Below are 18,510 nucleotides of genomic sequence, written 5' to 3' on the forward strand. Positions count from 1 at the left end.
TCACTTTGATTTCAAGGAGAAAGTCATGACAACGTTACGCCGCGAGAGCGACTCCATGGGCGCGATTGACGTCCCGGCAGACAAGCTTTGGGGCGCGCAAACCCAGCGCTCGCTGGAGCATTTCCGCATCTCCACCGAAAAAATGCCGGTCTCGCTGATTGCCGCGCTGGCGCTGACCAAACGCGCGGCCGCCAAGGTCAATCAGGATTTGCAGCTGCTTCCGGCTGAGAAAGCCAACGCCATCGTCAGCGCCGCCGACGAAGTGCTGGCGGGCAAACACGCAGACGAATTCCCGCTCGCCATCTGGCAAACCGGCTCCGGTACGCAGAGCAACATGAACATGAATGAAGTGCTGGCCAACCGCGCCAGTGAACTGCTCGGCGGTGTGCGCGGCATGGAGCGGAAAGTTCACCCGAATGACGACGTGAACAAAAGCCAGAGTTCCAACGACGTATTCCCGACCGCCATGCACGTTGCGGCGGTGATCGCGATCCGCGAAAACCTGATCCCGCAGTTGCAGGTGCTGAAAAAAACGCTGAGCGGTAAATCCCACGCCTTCGCCGATATCGTCAAAATTGGTCGCACCCATTTGCAGGACGCCACGCCGCTGACTCTCGGACAGGAGATTTCCGGCTGGGTGGCGATGCTGGAACACAATCTCAAGCATATCGATTTAACGCTGCCGCACCTGAGCGAGTTGGCGCTGGGGGGCACGGCGGTCGGTACCGGTCTGAACACCCATCCGGAATACGCCAAACGCGTGGCGGATGAACTGGCGGCAATCACCAAACAGGCGTTTATCACTGCGCCGAATAAATTCGAAGCGCTGGGCACCTGCGATGGGCTGGTTCACGCCCATGGTGCGCTGAAAGGGCTGGCGGCGTCGCTAATGAAAATCGCCAACGATGTGCGCTGGCTGGCGTCCGGCCCGCGCTGCGGCATTGGTGAGCTGTCTATCCCGGAAAACGAACCAGGCAGTTCGATAATGCCCGGCAAAGTGAACCCGACGCAGTGTGAAGCGATGACGATGCTGTGCTGTCAGGTGATGGGCAACGATGTGGCGGTGAATATGGGCGGCGCATCGGGCAATTTTGAGCTGAATGTGTATCGCCCGATGGTAATTCATAATTTCCTGCAATCGGTGCGCCTGCTGGCGGACGGAATGGAAAGTTTCAATGAGCACTGTGCGGTGGGAATCGAGCCAAACCGGGCGCGTATCGATCAGCTGCTGAATGAATCGCTGATGCTGGTCACGGCGCTCAACACCCATATTGGTTACGACAAAGCGGCAGAAATTGCCAAAAAAGCCCATAAAGAAGGGCTAACGCTGAAGGCCTCGGCGCTGAAACTCGGCTATCTCACCGACGCCGAGTTTGACGAGTGGGTGCGTCCGGAAGCGATGGTCGGCAGCATAAAAATCAGTCGTTAGCCAGATACAAGTGCAGTCGCGGGATGATCAGTTCCAGTGACTGCGCTTCAGGCTTGTAGCGATACTGCACGTTATCTTCATCGTAATTCAGCAACTCGCCAATTTCCGGCACACTGACACCCTGGGTGCCGGAAATCAGCGCAATCATCGGCCCCGGACAGGCATACTGCACTTGTTTTTGCTGCCCCGCATACCACACGCGGGCAATCGGCTGAACCTTCACCGGACGCTTAATCTTCAGTTTTGCCTTCTGCGGCAGCGCCGCGATGTCCTGATATTCGCGCTCTAGTTTCGCCTGCCACTGTTCACGCGTGAAAGGCGGCACGGAACGCGGCGATCGCAGGCTATTTTCCAGCTGTTTTAGCACCTCGTCGCGGGTCAGATTCTTGATGATATGCTTATTGGCCCAACCAAAGCGGATGGTGGCTGGGTCGGGCAACAGCGTCAGGGAACGGTAGGCTTTGAGGGTAATCAGCCCAGGTAAATGGTGATGAACCCACTCAAAACGGGCCGCAGAGGGTAAACCGGACTCAACGGTGACAATGGTCTCGAATGCCGCTTTTAGCGCGTTAATGGTGCTGATTTTGTCGTCCAGCGCCTGCAGCTGCTCCGGCTGCGGGTGCAGACAAATCACGCCGGGCAGACGCACCGCCGCTTTACTGCTGCGGTTCTCAGACTGTTGTTGAATAAACAGGTGGCTAAAGTGGTTTAGCGCTTTCAGCCGCGCCGCATCGCCCAGATGCTGCACCACCGAAATGGCAGACAGCGGGTCGTGTTCATGCTCCTTGCTCACTTCCGGTAATTCGAATACCCGCGCGGCAAGCAGGCGACAGTCCGCCAGCATTGGCTGTAGTTCGAGCAGCTCGTGTTCCATCTGGCGGAAGGTCGCGGTTAAACGCTCAATCAGGTCATAATTAGCCATAGCACCCACTTTAGTTACAACATACTCATTGGTTTTTACTCTAACCCGGGTGGCGGCATTGTGCAATGTTCGGTCAGGCAGGGGCGTTAAGGTTCTGCGCAACGTTCACCGGCCAGCTGAAACAGAAACGCGCCCCGCCGAGCGGGCTGGCGTCGCAGGTCACTTCCCCGGACATCGCATGGCCAATGGAATGCACGATAGCCAGGCCCAGACCACAGCCGCCGGTGGCGCGGTCGCGACTCGGGTCGAGGCGCACAAACGGCTCGAACACGCGCTCGCGTTCGACAGGCGCAATGCCCGGGCCATCGTCATCAACCAGCAACGTTGCGCGCCCGGCGTTCAGCGTCAGGCTGACCTGAATCTGCTGGTGGCTGTAGCGCATCGCATTGTTCACGAGGTTATCCAGCACGCGTTCCATCAGACGCATATCCAGCGCACCATAGTGACCCGGCGTCAGTTGCACCAGCGACACATCACGTTGAGGATTTACGGTCTGAATATCGTCGACATGGGCGCTGATCCACGCGGGGAGGTCGGGCGTGGTAAGGATCAATTCGTTCTGCGGGCGGTCAAGGCGGGCGTAGGTCAGCAGCTCGTCGATAAGTCCTTCGAGTTGGCCGATATCCCGGTTCAGCGCCTGAGATTCCGCTTCGGTTAAGTTCTCGCTCATCTCGAGGCGGTAGCGCAGACGCACCAGTGGGGTACGCAGTTCGTGGGCGATGCCGTCGGTCAGCTGCTTTTTACTGGCGATCAGCGTATTGATGTTGTCCGCCATCTGGTTGAATACCACCCCAAGCCGTTCAAAGCTCGACATACTGTCAAAATGAATACGCTCGGTAAGGTGTCCTTCCCCAAAGCGCTGGGCCGCGGTTTCCAGACGGAGCATGTCCTGCCAGTGCGGCCGCATCCAGATAAACACCGGGAAGGCCAGCGAGATAGCGATGAACGCCAACAGGGCGACGTCCAGCAATCGCATTTCATGCAGGTAATAGAGATACGGCACCGGGCCGACGGCCAGAACGTAATGGCTGCGCGGAATGCGTTGAATAAAGGTGTACTGATCGTCGAGCGCGACAATATCGCCGCGGCGTAAATGCTCCATCGAGCTTTCCGCGAGCTGGAATTTATTCAGCGGCTCAATGCGTAAATCGAAAGAGAGATTGAGGTCGAGCTCTTTAAGGGTTTTACTCCAGTCCCGGGGCGGGATTTCACGCAGTTCGCTGCGCATCAGGTACAGCGAACTTTTCATCAGGTCGTCGAGGGACTGTCGGCCCGCGCGTTCGGCGGTGAATTTGTACACCAGGCCGACCAGCATGGTCATCACCAGAAAGCAGACAAACAGCAGCAGGTAAAACTGCACGAACAACTTTTTCATTTCTGGCCCCGGAAGTACGGAAAATTAGTTATCCCAGGCGTGGGGCGCGAACAGATAGCCCTTATTACGCACGGTTTTAATACGGTACGGCTCGGTGGCGCTGTCGAGCAGCTTTTTACGCAGGCGAGAAATCGCCACGTCCACGCTGCGGTCCATCCCGTCATAGGTCACGCCGCGCAGGTTTTTGAGCAGCGCGTCGCGGTCCATAATTTGCCCGGCGTGGGTCGCGAGTTCCCACAGCAGGTCAAAATCGGCGGTCGACAGGGTGACATTCACGCCGCTGAGCAATACCTGACGATTGACCGGGTCGATAGACAGCGTGCCAAAGCGAATCGCTTTATGCTGCGTCAGGCCGGAAGCCGGTTTCTCGCCGGTCGGCTGCGCGACGTGCTGACGTAAATGCAGACGCAGACGCGCCAACAGTACCGCAGGCGGGGTCGTTTTGAGGATATAGTCGCTGGCGCCCATTTCGAGAGACAGTATATGGTTCATATCGCTGTCGAGTGAGGTCAGCAGGACGATCGGGCCTTGCCACTGCGCGCGTAAATCGCGGCAAATGGTCATCCCATCTTTGCCGGGCAGCATGATGTCGAGCAGGACCAAATCGGGTTTTTCACGCAGAATCACTTCTTCAGCGCGGTCACCTCGCGGTTCAACGATAACGTCAATATCATGTTTGCCAAGGTAGGCGGCGATGAGCGATCCGACTTCTGGATCATCTTCCACAAAAACGATCTTATTCATATCAACTGTACGAGGCGAAAAAAGCTAAAATACACCGCCATTTTGTGGGGTGCTATCAATCTTTCATAAACAATGTAACTTCCGTTATCCTCGACTCATTCATCGGGTGAATTGTAGGCTGGAAGATGGCTTTATTGATAAAAGCGGCGCTGGGTGCGCTGGTAGTGTTATTGATTGGTGTACTGGCGAAAACGAAAAATTATTATATTGCCGGGCTTATTCCACTATTTCCGACGTTTGCCCTGATTGCGCATTATATTGTCGCCAGCGAGCGGGGCACTGAGGCGCTGCGCACCACCATCGTATTTGGTATGTGGTCGATCATTCCCTATTTTCTGTATCTGCTTTCGCTGTGGTATTTCACCGGCTTTCTGCGCCTGCCGTTAGCGCTGGCAGGCGCGGTTGTGTGCTGGAGTCTGAGTGCGTGGCTGTTAATCGCCCTCTGGAGCCGCGTGCATTAACGCAGCGGGCGACCACCGTCGACGCCAAATGACCGTCCAGTGACGTAACAACTGGCCAACAGGTAATCCACCAGGTCGATAATTTCTTTTTCGCCGGGCGCGACTTTCATCAGTGACTTACTCAGCGCCTGTTGCCGATATTCCGCATCATCGCCTTCGTTAAACAGAATCAGCGCCGGGGCGATGGCGTTGACCTTCACTTCCGGCGCCAGCTTGCGGGCGAACGAGCGGGTCATATTATCGAGCGCGGCTTTACTGGCAGCGTAGGCGATGTGCTTATCGCTGCCTTTCTCCACCACGTAATCCGTAAAATGAATAACATCGCTGGACGCATGACCGTGACCGCGCAGCAGGGGTTCCAGCGCATGGTTCAGTAAGTAGGGGGCATTAACGTGAATTTGCATCATCTGTTGCATCACGTTGCTCAATGACACGCCGGGCTTTTCGGGTAGCCAGCTGCTGGCATTGTGAATAACCGCCCGTAGGCTATCGGTATGGGATTTCACGGTCTCAGCGAAAGACAGAATTCCGTCATCGGTAGAGAAATCGGCGGCAATGCACAGCGCACCGGCGCGTTCCAGCATGCCGATAGCGTCATAGCGCGTGCGGTAGCTGACGATCACGGGTTGATGCAGATTCAGAAAATGATGGGCAAGGGCGAGGCCGATACGGCGGCCTCCACCGGTAATCAGGACTGGGCGGGAAGGGCTGTCTCCCATCGTTCTCTCCTTAGGGTCGCGATGGGGTAAGCGCGTTACCCCACTAATATCCAGGTTGCCGGCACGGCGGCAACCAGTAATAAACCAATTAACGCCATTTCACGACGCTTGAGCGAGTCACTCAATGCATGCGTGCGGCGAGCATACATAAACACAAGCAGTCCCGGCGCGTACAGCACAACCGACAGCAGCAGGTGCATCGGTCCTGAAGCGTACAGTAACCATAAGCCATAAATGCAGGCTCCGATACCCACCGCTTTATGAAGCGGACGCGTGGCCATCTTTAGCAGGAATGCGCCGACGAGGAAATACGGTACCAGAATCATCTCTGAGGCGATGGTCAGCAGCGTATTGTAGTCAGAGCCAGTGATCCCAATCAGGATCAGACACACCTGCACGCTGATATTAGTCAACCACAGCGAAGAAGACGGTGCGTTATTTTTATTCTGACGGGCAAAAATGCGCGGGAATGCTTTGTGCGTCGCCGCCAGATACGGCACTTCGGCCGCCATAATGGTCCAGCTCAGATACGCCCCGCACACGGAAACAATCAGTCCGGCAGCAATCACCACTTCGCCCCAGGAGCCCATCAGGCGCACCATCAGGCCAGCCATCGACGGGTTGCGCATCTCTGCGAGCTCTGGACGTGCTACTACGCCCATCGAAAGCAGGGTGACGAGTAAATAAACGCTCAACGCTGAAAGCACCGCCAACAGAGTGGCACGGCCCACGTCTTTCTTATTACGTGCGCGGGCAGAAACCACCACCGCACCTTCGACGCCGATAAACACCCACAGGGTAATGAGCATCGTGCCTTTAACCTGTTCCCACACCGGCACGCCCAGCGCTACGCCGCTGAAATCAAGGCTGAAGGTGTCGCTGCTGAAGGCCATCGCCGCCAACACGATAAACAGACCGAGCGGCACCAGCTTCGCAAGCGTAGCCACCAGGTTAATGCTGGCGGCGGTTTGCACGCCGCGCAGGACCAGAAAATGCACCACCCACAGCAGCACCGACGCGCCAATCATCGCCTGCCAGGTATTGCCGTCGCCAAACAGGCGCAGTTCTGGGGTATCGGTAAAGAAGCTCAGGGCCGAGAAAACGATCACCAGATAGGATACGTTGGCGATCACCGCACAAAGCCAGTAACCCCAGGCGGAGCAGAAGCCAATCAGTTCGCCGAAGCCTTCACGGGCGTAGGTGAAAATGCCGCCATCCAGATCCGGACGAATGCGGGTCAGCAGCAGCATAGCAAAAGCGAGGAACAAGATGCCCACGCCGGTAATGGCCCAACCGATAAGCAGTGCGGAAGGGCTAGCCACTTCGGCCATGTTCTGCGGCAAACTGAATACGCCTGCACCCAGCATTGAGCTGAGTACCAGGGCCGTCAGGGCACTAAGGCCGAGTTTCTTTTCCATGGGCATCCTGTCGAAGGAAGAACATAAGCCAGAATATTTATTTGGCTAAATCGCATAAAAATGGATGATTACGCTACGGCGCGCGATTTTACGGAGAGAGTGGGTGGCATGCAATGGCGTAAGCCAGAAAAAAATAAAAAAGGCAGCCGAGGCTGCCTGATGCGTCATGAAAAGCAATTACTTATAGAGGTCGGCGCTGATGGTCATGTTGCCACCACGTTCCTGCCACTGGCGGGTAATGTGGTAGTACTTCGCCCCTTTCTTAGCCGCACGCTTAGCGACCTGATAAGAGATTTCAGTCATGTTGCCGTAGTTGCCGGTGAACTGAACGTCATCAAACGGCACCATCTGGGCGGCGGTGACTTTGTTCAGCTCTTCAATCTTGGTCCCATCTGGCAGCGTGACACTGTAACGCCCACCTTTAGTAGACTGCGTTTCGAAGAACAGACCAACGCCTGCAGCCGACGTCGAGCCCACGGTTGACGAAGTCGCCACGCCTGGGATTTCAACTTTCTTCGCCGCTTCACCACCTTCCGCTAACGCAGCACGTCCTGCTTCAGAATTTGCCGGGATGGCATCCGGGCTCTGAACCACACGTTTCTTGGCATCGGCTTTATAGATATAAGCGGTGACACGCTGGTTACCGCCGCCGTTGGCATCCACCTGACGAACGATAAAGAACGACGCAGCGCCTTTCTCTTTCGCGGCTTTCGCAATAGCAGAGTTAACGTCAGGCTGGCTACGGTAAAAACCCTGCACGGTGACGGTGTCGAATGGCTCAATCAGCGCAGCCTGGTCTTTCGGCAGTTCAGTCACGCCACCAATTACGCGGTTTTTAGGTGCGTCGGCTTTAGCGGCATCGTCTTTATATAAGTCTGCGGTAACGCGCCAGTTGCCACTGCTGGAGAAATCGGAGGTATCGACGACGTAGAAAGAGGCTGCGCCTGCTTTGTCGGCTTTACGGGAAACAGCATCAACGGCGTCACCAATAGCATTAAAACGACCGGTGATAACGATACGATCGTACGGCTTGAGGGCTGCCGCTTGCTCCGGCGTTAACTCGGTAGCTGCACTGGCGGAAAAAGCCGCTGCAGACAGGAGAGCGGACGCCAGGAGGGTGTACTTAAGCTTCATAAAAATAATCCTTCGCCTTGCGCAAACCAGGTACTGGTAGTTGTTAGTGACTAAAACGTCACAGATTATTGCATTTAAATTGCTTCACTGTCTGCGTGATTTTGCTCATCTTGTGCGACCCCGATAACAGGGCGCGATAACTTTTAACGATATGTTGTGGAAATGGGCAGTTGACCAGCAAAAGCGATAATCATTATGACTTTTATAAGTTAATGTGATGTTAATTTCCGGTAACAGCACCGAGAATAATCATGTTTTACCGCTTCGCTTAAGCGAATTATCAGGCTTGCCAGACAAAATCAGGTAAATATTACTGCCTGAGACCTGCATAAGTGACTTTTCCCTAATAAAATCACAATTACTGTTTCATCGCGGTAGATCACAACCGCTATTTTCAGTAGCTTATAGAAAGTTTGTTACTGTTTTTTTTCCGGGTGCTCGCCTCTTAGCCAGTCCATACTGCAGGGACGGAACCCGATAAGACAACAAACCATCATTACAATCGATGGAAGGGAAAACTATGCGTATTGCAGTACCTCAAGAGACGCTGGCCCTGGAAACCCGTGTTGCAGCGACGCCGAAAACGGTAGAACAGCTGCTCAAACTCGGTTTTACAGTGGCCGTGGAAAGCGGGGCCGGTAAGCTTGCAAGCTTTGACGATCGCGCTTTTACCGACGCGGGCGCTGAAATCGTCAGCACAGAAACCGTCTGGCAGTCTGACATTATTTTGAAGGTGAATGCCCCGACGGACGCGGAAATCGCGCTGCTTAATCCGGGCACCACGCTGATAAGCTTTATTTGGCCAGCACAAAACCCGGAGCTGATGGCGAAATTAGCCGAACGTCAGGTGAACGTGATGGCGATGGATTCCGTGCCGCGTATTTCGCGCGCGCAGTCTCTCGATGCCCTGAGTTCGATGGCGAACATCGCCGGTTACCGCGCGATTGTTGAAGCCGCTCACGAGTTTGGTCGCTTCTTCACCGGGCAAATCACCGCTGCCGGTAAAGTGCCACCAGCTAAAGTCATGGTGATCGGTGCGGGCGTAGCAGGTCTGGCCGCCATCGGCGCGGCAAACAGCCTCGGCGCTATTGTGCGTGCCTTCGACACCCGTCCGGAAGTGAAGGAACAGGTCCAGAGTATGGGCGCTGAATTCCTCGAACTGGATTTCGAAGAAGAAGCGGGTAGCGGCGATGGCTATGCCAAAGTGATGTCCGAAGCCTTCATCAAAGCGGAAATGGAACTCTTCGCCGCCCAGGCGAAAGAAGTCGATATTATCGTCACCACCGCACTGATCCCTGGCAAGCCCGCCCCGAAGCTGATCACCCGCGAAATGGTGGATTCGATGAATCCAGGCAGCGTGGTGGTTGATCTAGCGGCGCAAAATGGCGGCAACTGCGAATACACCGTGCCGGGTGAAGTGTTCACCACAGCTAACGGCGTGAAGGTGATTGGCTATACCGATTTGGCCAGCCGCCTGCCGACCCAGTCTTCACAGCTTTACGGCACCAACCTGGTGAACCTGCTCAAACTGCTGTGCAAAGAAAAAGACGGCAACATCAATATTGATTTTGACGACGTGGTTATTCGCGGCGTCACCGTCGTTCGCGAAGGTGAAGTCACCTGGCCTGCGCCGCCGATTCAGGTTTCTGCGCAGCCGAAAGCGACCGCAAAAGTTGAAACAGCACCAGCAGAACCGGAAAAACCGGCATCGCCGTGGCGCAAATACGCGCTGATGGCGCTGGCGATTATTCTGTTTGGCTGGCTCGCAGACGTTGCGCCAAAAGAGTTCCTCGGTCACTTCACCGTGTTCGCGCTCTCCTGCGTGGTGGGTTATTACGTAGTGTGGAACGTGTCTCATGCGCTGCACACGCCGCTGATGTCGGTAACGAACGCCATTTCCGGAATCATCGTGGTGGGTGCGCTGCTGCAAATTGGTCACGGCGGCTGGGTCAGTTTCCTCAGCTTTATTGCCGTACTGATTGCCAGCATCAATATTTTCGGTGGTTTCACCGTGACTCAGCGCATGCTGAAAATGTTCCGCAAAGGGTAAGGGGTAGCACATGTCTGGAGGATTAGTTACAGCTGCATACATTGTTGCCGCGATCCTGTTTATTTTCAGTCTGGCAGGGCTTTCGAAACACGAAACGTCACAGCAGGGCAACTATTACGGCATCGCCGGGATGGCCATTGCGCTGATCGCCACCATTTTTGGACCGGAAACGGGCAACGTAGCGTGGATTTTAGTGGCGATGATCATCGGCGGGGCGATCGGTATTCGTCTGGCAAAACGTGTCGAAATGACCGAAATGCCAGAGCTGGTGGCGGTGCTGCACAGCTTTGTGGGTCTGGCGGCGGTACTGGTTGGCTTTAACAGCTACCTGTACCACGAACCGGGCCTCGAACCGATTCTGGTCAATATTCACCTGACCGAAGTGTTCCTCGGCATCTTTATTGGTGCGGTGACCTTCACTGGTTCTATCGTGGCATTCGGTAAACTGCGCGGCAAAATTTCGTCCAAGCCGCTGATGCTGCCGAATCGTCACAAAATGAACCTGGCTGCGCTGGTGGTTTCATTCCTGATGCTGGTGGTGTTCGTTCGTACCGAAAGCGTTGGCCTGCAAGTGCTGGCGCTGATCATCATGACCGTTATCGCGCTGGCATTTGGCTGGCACCTGGTAGCGTCCATCGGTGGGGCTGACATGCCGGTTGTGGTCTCGATGCTGAACTCATATTCCGGTTGGGCGGCAGCGGCGGCGGGCTTTATGCTCAGCAACGACCTGCTGATTGTCACCGGTGCGCTGGTCGGTTCTTCCGGTGCGATCCTGTCTTACATCATGTGTAAGGCGATGAACCGATCGTTCTTCAGCGTGATTGCGGGTGGCTTCGGCACCGACGGTTCCTCTACCGGGGCTGACGACGAAGTGGGTGAACATCGCGAAATCAGCGCGGAAGACACGGCTGACATGCTGAAAAACTCGCAGACGGTCATCATCACCCCAGGCTACGGTATGGCGGTGGCGCAGGCGCAGTATCCGGTGGCTGAAATCACTGAAAGACTGCGTGCGCGCGGGATCAAAGTGCGTTTCGGTATTCACCCGGTGGCGGGCCGTTTGCCAGGGCACATGAACGTGCTGCTGGCTGAAGCGAAAGTGCCGTATGACATCGTGCTGGAAATGGACGAAATCAACGACGACTTCCGCGATACCGACACCGTGCTGGTGATTGGTGCCAACGACACCGTTAACCCGGCGGCGCTTGACGATCCGAAGAGCCCAATCGCCGGAATGCCGGTGCTGGAAGTGTGGAAAGCGCAGAACGTTATCGTCTTCAAACGTTCGATGAACACCGGCTATGCTGGCGTGCAGAACCCGCTGTTCTTCAAAGAGAACACCCACATGCTGTTTGGCGATGCAAAAGCCAGCGTGGATGCGATCCTCAAAGCGCTGTAATTCGCTGATATAAATCTGTGTTTAAAGCCGTCTTCCGGTAAAAGGAAGGCGGCTTTTTTGTTATGATGGTGGTCACATTTTGAATCAGCAGCAGTGAAGGGAGAACAGCGTGTTTGCGGATTTTGGCGTACTGAATTACTGGACCTACCTGGTCGGCGCGATATTTATCATTCTGGTGCCGGGGCCTAATACCTTTTTTGTGCTCAAAACCGGGGCCGCATACGGCATCCGCACCGGCTATCTGGCCGCGCTGGCGGTGTTTATCGGCGATGCGGTGCTGATGTTCCTCTCTTACGCGGGTGTCGCCACGCTGATTAAAACCACGCCGGTGCTGTTTAACATCGTCCGTTACCTGGGCGCGTTGTATCTGTTGTATCTCGGGCTGAAAATGCTGTGGGCAGTGATCAAGCAAAAGGGCGGCGAACACATGCACACCGCTGAACAGCGCAGCACGATTTTCAAACGCGCGTTAACGCTGAGCCTGACCAACCCGAAGGCGATTCTGTTCTACGTCTCGTTCTTCGTGCAGTTTATCGACGTGCACTCCACCACGCCGGGTCTGGCATTCCTGATCCTTGGCGTCACGCTGGAAATCGTCAGCTTTACCTATCTCAGTTTCCTGATCGTCTCCGGTTCGCTGGTGACTCGATTCGTCGGCAGCCGTAAAAAGTTGGTGAAACTTGGCAACAGCCTGATTGGCCTGGTGTTCGTTGGGTTTGCTGCGCGACTGGCATCGTTACAGTCTTAGTATTTCCGTCAATATGACCGCATTCAAACCACGTTCTCGGACGTGGTTTTTTATTTCCAGGGCTCATCAATAAGCATGGAATACGTTTGGCGGCAGAGGTAACAGCGTGCTTTAGAACCTCATTTCTGTGGGGTTTTTGCTTTTTGTGGGTGGGTTGGTTAGCATTCCTCTTCAAAAGGGGAAAATTATGAAAAAAGCAATCTTAGCCATATCCGTCATTCTTATCGCTGGATGTACATCAAAGTCGGAACAAAACCCAGCACCGGGTCTCTCAAATCCTGCATCTATTTACTGCATCAAACAGGGCGGCAAACTGAGTATTGTTAACTCTGGCAACGGTGAGGTTGGATACTGCAATCTGCCCAATAAACAGCGGGTAGAGGAGTGGGAGCTTTATCGCAGCAACGGTGGGAAAAAACCTGAGTAGTGATCAAATTATTCTCTTTAAGGGCTCGCTTAGGCGAGCCTTTATTGTAATGAAGCGCGTTTTGCTTGTTTCGTTTCCTTCTACCACCAATAACCCTGCACTTTAGGAGGAAACTTGTGGGCGAGCGACCCCCAAAAGTCCAAAAATAAATAATAAGAAGATTGAATTTGGTGAGTGTATGAACTGGTTGTATTACCTCGGGCATTGGTGGCGGGTTGTGAAGTTTGAAGAGAACAGCGTATTCATTCTTTTTCCAGAGTACGGCGCGTCCTCTCTGATGGTTTCAGAGTTGACGCTGCGCAATATGATGAAATCTTACTGGGGGTTTAAATCTTCGCTTGTATAAGATCGGAAAAGCCTATTTCACGCACTCCACTCATTGACGCTATCACGATAACAGTGTGGGCGTGATAGCAGTTCCTCCCTGAAGCATTCAATAAGAAACAGAGGGCAATGAATTGCCCTCAAAGAGCTAAAAATTAAGAACGCAAAGTACCCGTTAGCACTTCAGAGACCTCAGCCAGATATAAAGCAGGAAGTCCCTCGTGGTCAGACGTGAATAACACGTGTCGATTGTCCGGTGTAAAAGACGGGTGCGGGTGCGTGACCTGGCGGTCGCCGTCCAGGACTTTCCACGAGCTGTTATGCGCGGCCAGCGGAGCGTATTTGCGGGTCTTTGCGTCGAAGATGTAGAGCCACGGGTCGTTTTCGATGATGTGGCTGGCGGTATCCTTTACGTCTACCGGCGTGCCGGATCCGTCGCCGACCAGCAGCGTGCCGTCCTCGTTGCTCATCAGGTGTGAGCAGTTGGGCATCACCATAACGGCGGTATCTTCGCCCGTCTGCGGGTCGAAGCGGCGGATGCAGCGGTCGCTGCGACCTTTCTGATACGAGACGTAAATGAGCGCCGATCCATCCGGCACCCAAAACTCATGGGTGCAGCTTTCTCCTTCCGCATGTTCTTTTACTTTGCGTACGTTACTGCCGTCTTCGTTCACCAGCCACATGCGGGCATCTACCAGGTCGTGCGGGCCTTCATGGCAGAAGGCGACGGTACTGTCGTCATATGGACGATAGATAGGGTGGCCCAGCCAGCCATTCTCTTCATGAATAACACGGGATTTACCGCTATGCAGATCAACGCGCAGCAGACGGCAGTGCGGCTTGCGGTGATAAAACGCCTGGAAAATTTGCCAGTCGGAGAGGGGAGTCCAGTCTTCGCGGGCGATTTCGATGCCGACCAGGCTGGTGCATTCGCTGTTGGCGACCCAGGTGCCGTAGCCGACCCACTCTTCAGGGACCTGGTAAACAGTCTGTTCGCTGAAATCTGCCAGCGAAACTCGCTGAAGGCTACGCTCATTTTTCACGTAATAAAGATGCCGGTCATCCGGCGACAGGAAACCACCAAAGGTATTATCACCCGCTCCCTCCGTCAGCTGTACTGCCATTTGCGTAGTTAAATCCAGCAGGTAATAGTTGCGATAACCGTCGAACTCCCCTGCAAACAGAAGGTGGTTTCCTTCGCGGGTGAAGCATTTTTGATAGAAATAGTTACGGTGGCACAGCACGTTCGCTGGTGTCAGCCGCGTGACTTTGGCGCCGGTCTGCGCATCTACAACGGTGTGGAAACTGAATTGAATCTGAGAACCTTTAGCCATGGTTCGCTCCCTTCGGTAGCTGTCAACGTGATTGCTGGTCGGTGTCGATCATTGATTGAAATGCAATTTCATTTATATAAAAACACGCTATCACTAAATAAAAAGAGCGTCGTCTGGGACGACTGAAAATGTAATGTCGATCACAAAGTCGCTGATTCAACGTTCGGCTGAGGAAGAGGCTGCGTGTGGAAAACTGTTACATGGGTAACGAAGTGGCGAAAAAACATCGCTGACAGATATAAATGTGAGCGATTTCACATCAATTAATGCTCTCGCTCTTTATAAAATTCCGTACCTACAAAAATAAAACATCGGTTTATTTTAAAATCTCTTGGGGCGGAACGTATATGAACGCAGAAAAACCTATTCTGTTCAGACATCAGCTGGCCTATGGCGGCGGCAATCTGCTGGGAAGTGGCGCATTAGCTATTGCCGGTATCTGGCTTCTTTATTTCTACACGACCTTCTGCGGCCTGACGCTACTCCAGGCATCGGCTATTTTCTCCGTTGCCAGCATCATCGATGCTATCAGCAACCCGCTTATGGGCTATATATCTGATAATTTTGGTAAAACTCGCCTCGGTAAACGATTTGGCCGACGCCGCTTCTTTATTCTGCTGGGTATTCCTCTGATGATGTTCTACCCGCTACTGTGGGTCGAAGGCTTCGGCTTCTGGTATTACCTGTCTACCTATGTGTTGTTCGAACTCATCTATACATCGGTGATGGTCCCGTACGAAACGCTCGCCACGGAAATGACCACTGACTTCTCGGCGCGCTCTAAGCTAACCGGCTACAAGGCCATTTTCGGTAAGGTTGCCAACTTCCTGGCCGCATTTATTCCAGGTCAGTTCATTCTGATCTACGGGAAAGACTCTGCGCAGCCGTTTTTCTTCACGGCGCTGACCTACGGGGCGATCCTTTGCTTTGCGATTGGCATGTTGTACCTCTCTTCCTGGGAACGTCCCGTGGAGGAAACCATGCCGAACGACGAGAAAAAAATGACGCTGGGTAAAACCATCATGACGCTGATGCGCGACATGAAATCAACCTTCCACTTGCGTGTGTTCCGCAAACACCTTGGCATGTATCTGTGTGGCTTCGGGGCAGAGTGGTTGTTCGCTTCGGTTTTCACCTATTTTATTATCTTCGTGTTGCAATATGATCCGACGATGGTGGCGGGGTTGAGTAGCCTCAACTCTATTCTTCAGCTGTTCTCGACAGCCATCTTTATCACAATCTGTGTGAAGCACGGCTTCAGCAAACCCTACATTTTGGCACTGATCATCGTCGTGTTCTCGGTTGTCTGCTACAGCATGCTGCACTTGCTTAACTTGCCGCAGCAGTACGCGACGGCGGCAATGCTGGCGATTACCGTCGTTTTCGGCATCGGTACGGGCGGCGTGTATTACATTCCCTGGACGGTTTATACCTTCCTCGCGGATATTGACGAAGCGTTCACCGGTCGCCGTCGCGAAGGTATTTACGCTGGGGCGATGACCTTCTCCGGCAAACTGGTGCGCTCGGTTATCGTTTTCGTGATGGGAGCCATCCTCAGCTTCTACGGCTTCCAGTCAAAATCGCACACCCAGCCGGAAAGCGCCGTGACCGCTATCGCTGTCGTATTCTGCGTGGGCGTAGTCGCGTTGGCATTGATGGCAATGGTATTCAGCGCGCAAATGAAGCTGAACCGAAAAACGCACCTGGTCGTACTGGGGGAAGTGGCCCGTATTAAAGCGGGGGGACAGATTGCGCAGGTCGAGTCGGATGTGCGCGCGGTAATGGAAGAACTGATTGGCTATCCTTATGAAGAGTGCTGGGGCAATAGCAAGGTGTGCCGCAAAATCTTCGATACGACTGCCGTTGAGGTGACCGAACCCAATCCTTCCCTCGGTACGACGCAGCATCCATGATCCAAAAACAACCAAGTCATAGCCTGGCCGGGAAACCGGCCAGCAACGGCTTATGCAGAAAGGGTAGCGAGCAGTAGGCTAGAAAAACTCGAAAGGGCAGATCTTGTCACGATGACCACGCCAACAAACAAGCGGAACATGAAATACCTATTGCCGAGTAATGGTATCTCTTATGTATGTTTTGCACTGTGGGTTCAAGCGATGTCTGCTCTGTGCCAGGAGCGGACCTTACCCCGATGAAGCAAGTCGGGAAATTTGCCGGATAAACACCCAATAATTTACGTAGCCGGGATCCATTCAACAATTGTTCTTGCCAACTCCCTGGGCTGTTCGAGCGGAATCATATGGCCGCAATCTCGAATGATTCTTAACGATGCATAAGGTATGGCTTCGACCAACTCTTCTGCCTCCTTCATCGAACGGATGGCATCATCTTCACTGGCGATAACCAGAGTTGGACAACATATCGTTGCAGAAGGTATACCTTGCCTGGATAAGGATGATTGCGTGATGAAGGCTTCAAATCCCAGAGAGCATCCCATTTTCTGGATAGCTGAAATCATATCCTGATTTGATGTGTTTAGAGGGTGGAGTGACTGGGCAATAGCATGGCTGCTTAGCCCCTTAAACGTTGTGGGGGACAATGACTGCATGCTTTTCCGCTTTGCCTCAGCCTCTAACGGCGTATCTTCCCGTAAGGAACTGGCAATAAGCACTAAGGACTCTACACGTTCAGGGAATTCTGCTGCCAGTTGTCGGGCAATACACCCTCCCATCGAAAAACCTATCAAAGAAAACTTCTCAGGCAGAAGGGTAATCAGATGCTGCACTACATCATGAATGGTTCGTCCTTCAGTTACAGATACATGATGAACAATACAGTTTGACGGTAGGTATGTTTCAAATTCATGCCAAAGCATTTCATTCAGCATAAACCCGGGAATTAAAACGATTGTACGCGGCTTTAAACTCATAGATCTCGCTTAAATGCATCAGTGTATTTATTGGGTTAGACAGGTTAAAAATATCTGACTAACTGCGACAATATCAAATTCCAGCCCTGGATAGGCGTTGTCTATTTTCACAGAGTTTCTTAACGTTTCTAACGTCCTCCCAAGCTTCCTCCACCATCAACAGGCAGCACCACGCCAGTAATAAAACTCGCTTCTGGTGATAAAAGAAAGGCTATTGCTGAAGCCACTTCAGTAGGAGAACCAAGTCTGCCCATTGGGATTGTCGATAAAACACGTTGTTCTGCTTCACTTCCAACGGGTCGTGTTTTATGAAAAAGCTCTGTCTCTATTGGCCCAGGTGCAATCGCATTTGAGGTGATCCCGAATTGAGCAAGCTCTAATGCCCAAGTCCGTGTACAACCTACCAGAGCACTTTTTGCTGCTGAGTAAGCTGTTCGGTCAATCGCACCGTAAATGGCACGGCTGCATACATTAACAATTCTTCCCCAGCCTCTGCTCTTCATGTTGCCGATGAGTGCTTGTGTAATTTGAACTGCCACGCGTACGTTTATATCCATGACATGTTGGAACGTTTGAATATCAATACCTCCAAGTTGTTGAGGTAAGGCTACACCAATATTATTCACTATGCCGTGAACTTCGTGATTTTCGGCAATTTTCATTAGAATTAAATTTGTTTCATCAGCGCTACTCAGATCGGCCGTATATAAAGTGCCAGGGAAGCTGGTATCGTCATTACGAGCAATGCCGACAACCAGATGACCCTGTTTTGATAATTTATCACTGAGAGCTCTTCCTATCCCTCGTGTTGCACCAGTGATTAGATAAGTGCGATATGGCCCCATATTAAAATCCTCTGTTTCGTTTGGAAGAATGCGAATCAAATGCTTACTGAAATACCATTTTTTACTAACCCTCTATTAGGCTAGCAGAATAATTGCCAACGTCTGCTCCTCGCTCTTAGCTGTCGGAGATGTTTGGAGGGGGAATGCTAATAGCGGACGTTGCTATTAGGTGGGTACAGTGAGTAGCGGGATCGAGTACAAGCACTATCGCTGTAAATAAAGACATGTTTTAAAAAACAGTATTGACCTCAAATCTTATATGAGTAAATTAGTACTCAACAGCACAATAAAAGT

General features: G+C 53.0%; 16 protein-coding genes. 7 read left to right on the forward strand and 9 right to left on the reverse strand.

From position 1 onward, the window contains the following. Positions 1-25 precede the first annotated feature (25 nt). Positions 26-1,429 carry a class II fumarate hydratase gene (fumC, locus tag A8O29_RS10670; protein WP_174081300.1) on the forward strand — a complete coding sequence of 468 codons (1,404 nt, stop codon included), beginning with the start codon at positions 26-28 and terminating at the stop codon, positions 1,427-1,429. Here fumC and tus read toward each other — a convergent pair. From tus to rstA, 3 genes are all read right to left on the reverse strand, one after another. Continuing rightward, entirely contained in the window at positions 1,419-2,351 is a 933-nt protein-coding gene (gene tus / locus A8O29_RS10675) for a DNA replication terminus site-binding protein (RefSeq protein ID WP_125352014.1), read from the reverse strand. The two genes, fumC and tus, sit on opposite strands and share 11 nt — an antisense overlap. Positions 2,352-2,424: 73 nt before the next feature. Then, a complete protein-coding gene (gene rstB, locus A8O29_RS10680; protein WP_125352013.1) occupies positions 2,425-3,726 on the reverse strand; it encodes a two-component system sensor histidine kinase RstB in 1,302 nt (433 codons plus the stop codon). Positions 3,727-3,750: 24 nt separating this feature from the next. Continuing rightward, positions 3,751-4,470 carry a two-component system response regulator RstA gene (rstA, locus tag A8O29_RS10685; RefSeq protein WP_125352012.1) on the reverse strand — a complete coding sequence of 240 codons (720 nt, stop codon included), beginning with the start codon at positions 4,468-4,470 and terminating at the stop codon, positions 3,751-3,753. 125 nt (positions 4,471-4,595) lie between these two features. Between rstA and A8O29_RS10690 the strand changes: the two genes are divergently transcribed. Next, positions 4,596-4,931 (forward strand): GlpM family protein, encoded by a 336-nt coding sequence (locus A8O29_RS10690; protein ID WP_125352011.1) that lies wholly within the window; start codon positions 4,596-4,598, stop codon positions 4,929-4,931. Here the strand turns inward: A8O29_RS10690 and folM are convergent. The 3 genes from folM to ydgH all read right to left on the reverse strand — a co-directional run bounded on the left by folM (position 4,928) and on the right by ydgH (position 8,202). Continuing rightward, positions 4,928-5,650, reverse strand: coding sequence for a dihydromonapterin reductase (gene folM / locus A8O29_RS10695; protein ID WP_125354386.1), 723 nt, complete (start codon positions 5,648-5,650; stop codon positions 4,928-4,930). The genes A8O29_RS10690 and folM overlap by 4 nt on opposite strands. A 35-nt stretch (positions 5,651-5,685) precedes the next feature. Beyond that, complete coding sequence (locus A8O29_RS10700) at positions 5,686-7,068, reverse strand: amino acid permease (RefSeq protein ID WP_125354387.1); 1,383 nt, start codon at positions 7,066-7,068, stop codon at positions 5,686-5,688. Positions 7,069-7,245: 177 nt separating this feature from the next. Continuing rightward, positions 7,246-8,202, reverse strand: a complete 957-nt coding sequence (gene ydgH / locus A8O29_RS10705) for a DUF1471 family protein YdgH (protein WP_125354388.1) — start codon at positions 8,200-8,202, stop codon at positions 7,246-7,248. A gap of 520 nt (positions 8,203-8,722) precedes the next feature. On the opposite strand from ydgH, the gene pntA reads away from it, so the two are divergent. The 4 genes from pntA to A8O29_RS10725 all read left to right on the forward strand — a co-directional run bounded on the left by pntA (position 8,723) and on the right by A8O29_RS10725 (position 12,826). After that, the gene (gene pntA / locus A8O29_RS10710) at positions 8,723-10,252 is read left to right on the forward strand and encodes a Re/Si-specific NAD(P)(+) transhydrogenase subunit alpha (RefSeq protein ID WP_125354389.1); all 1,530 of its coding nucleotides are present in this window, start codon (positions 8,723-8,725) and stop codon (positions 10,250-10,252) included. Positions 10,253-10,262: 10 nt separating this feature from the next. Continuing rightward, positions 10,263-11,651: a Re/Si-specific NAD(P)(+) transhydrogenase subunit beta gene (gene pntB / locus A8O29_RS10715; protein ID WP_110508359.1), complete on the forward strand. Its 1,389-nt coding sequence runs from the start codon at positions 10,263-10,265 to the stop codon at positions 11,649-11,651. A gap of 109 nt (positions 11,652-11,760) precedes the next feature. Then, positions 11,761-12,399, forward strand: coding sequence for a leucine efflux protein LeuE (gene leuE, locus A8O29_RS10720; protein WP_125354390.1), 639 nt, complete (start codon positions 11,761-11,763; stop codon positions 12,397-12,399). Between the two features lie 187 nt (positions 12,400-12,586). Further along, the gene (locus A8O29_RS10725) at positions 12,587-12,826 is read left to right on the forward strand and encodes a putative hemolysin (RefSeq protein WP_125354391.1); all 240 of its coding nucleotides are present in this window, start codon (positions 12,587-12,589) and stop codon (positions 12,824-12,826) included. A gap of 479 nt (positions 12,827-13,305) precedes the next feature. On the opposite strand, the gene A8O29_RS10730 is transcribed toward A8O29_RS10725, so the two are convergent. Continuing rightward, entirely contained in the window at positions 13,306-14,484 is a 1,179-nt protein-coding gene (locus tag A8O29_RS10730; protein WP_125354392.1) for an oligogalacturonate lyase family protein, read from the reverse strand. A gap of 347 nt (positions 14,485-14,831) precedes the next feature. On the opposite strand from A8O29_RS10730, the gene A8O29_RS10735 reads away from it, so the two are divergent. After that, positions 14,832-16,397, forward strand: a complete 1,566-nt coding sequence (locus A8O29_RS10735) for an MFS transporter (RefSeq protein ID WP_125354393.1) — start codon at positions 14,832-14,834, stop codon at positions 16,395-16,397. 278 nt (positions 16,398-16,675) lie between these two features. Here A8O29_RS10735 and A8O29_RS10740 read toward each other — a convergent pair whose 3' ends face one another. Further along, on the reverse strand, positions 16,676-17,371 hold the full coding sequence (locus A8O29_RS10740; RefSeq protein WP_125354394.1) for an alpha/beta fold hydrolase: 696 nt from the start codon (positions 17,369-17,371) through the stop codon (positions 16,676-16,678). 128 nt (positions 17,372-17,499) lie between these two features. Then, positions 17,500-18,216, reverse strand: coding sequence for an SDR family oxidoreductase (locus A8O29_RS10745; protein WP_125354395.1), 717 nt, complete (start codon positions 18,214-18,216; stop codon positions 17,500-17,502). Between the last annotated feature and the right edge of the window lie 294 nt (positions 18,217-18,510).

The organism is Scandinavium goeteborgense (genome assembly GCF_003935895.2).
Classification (GTDB): domain Bacteria; phylum Pseudomonadota; class Gammaproteobacteria; order Enterobacterales; family Enterobacteriaceae; genus Scandinavium; species Scandinavium goeteborgense.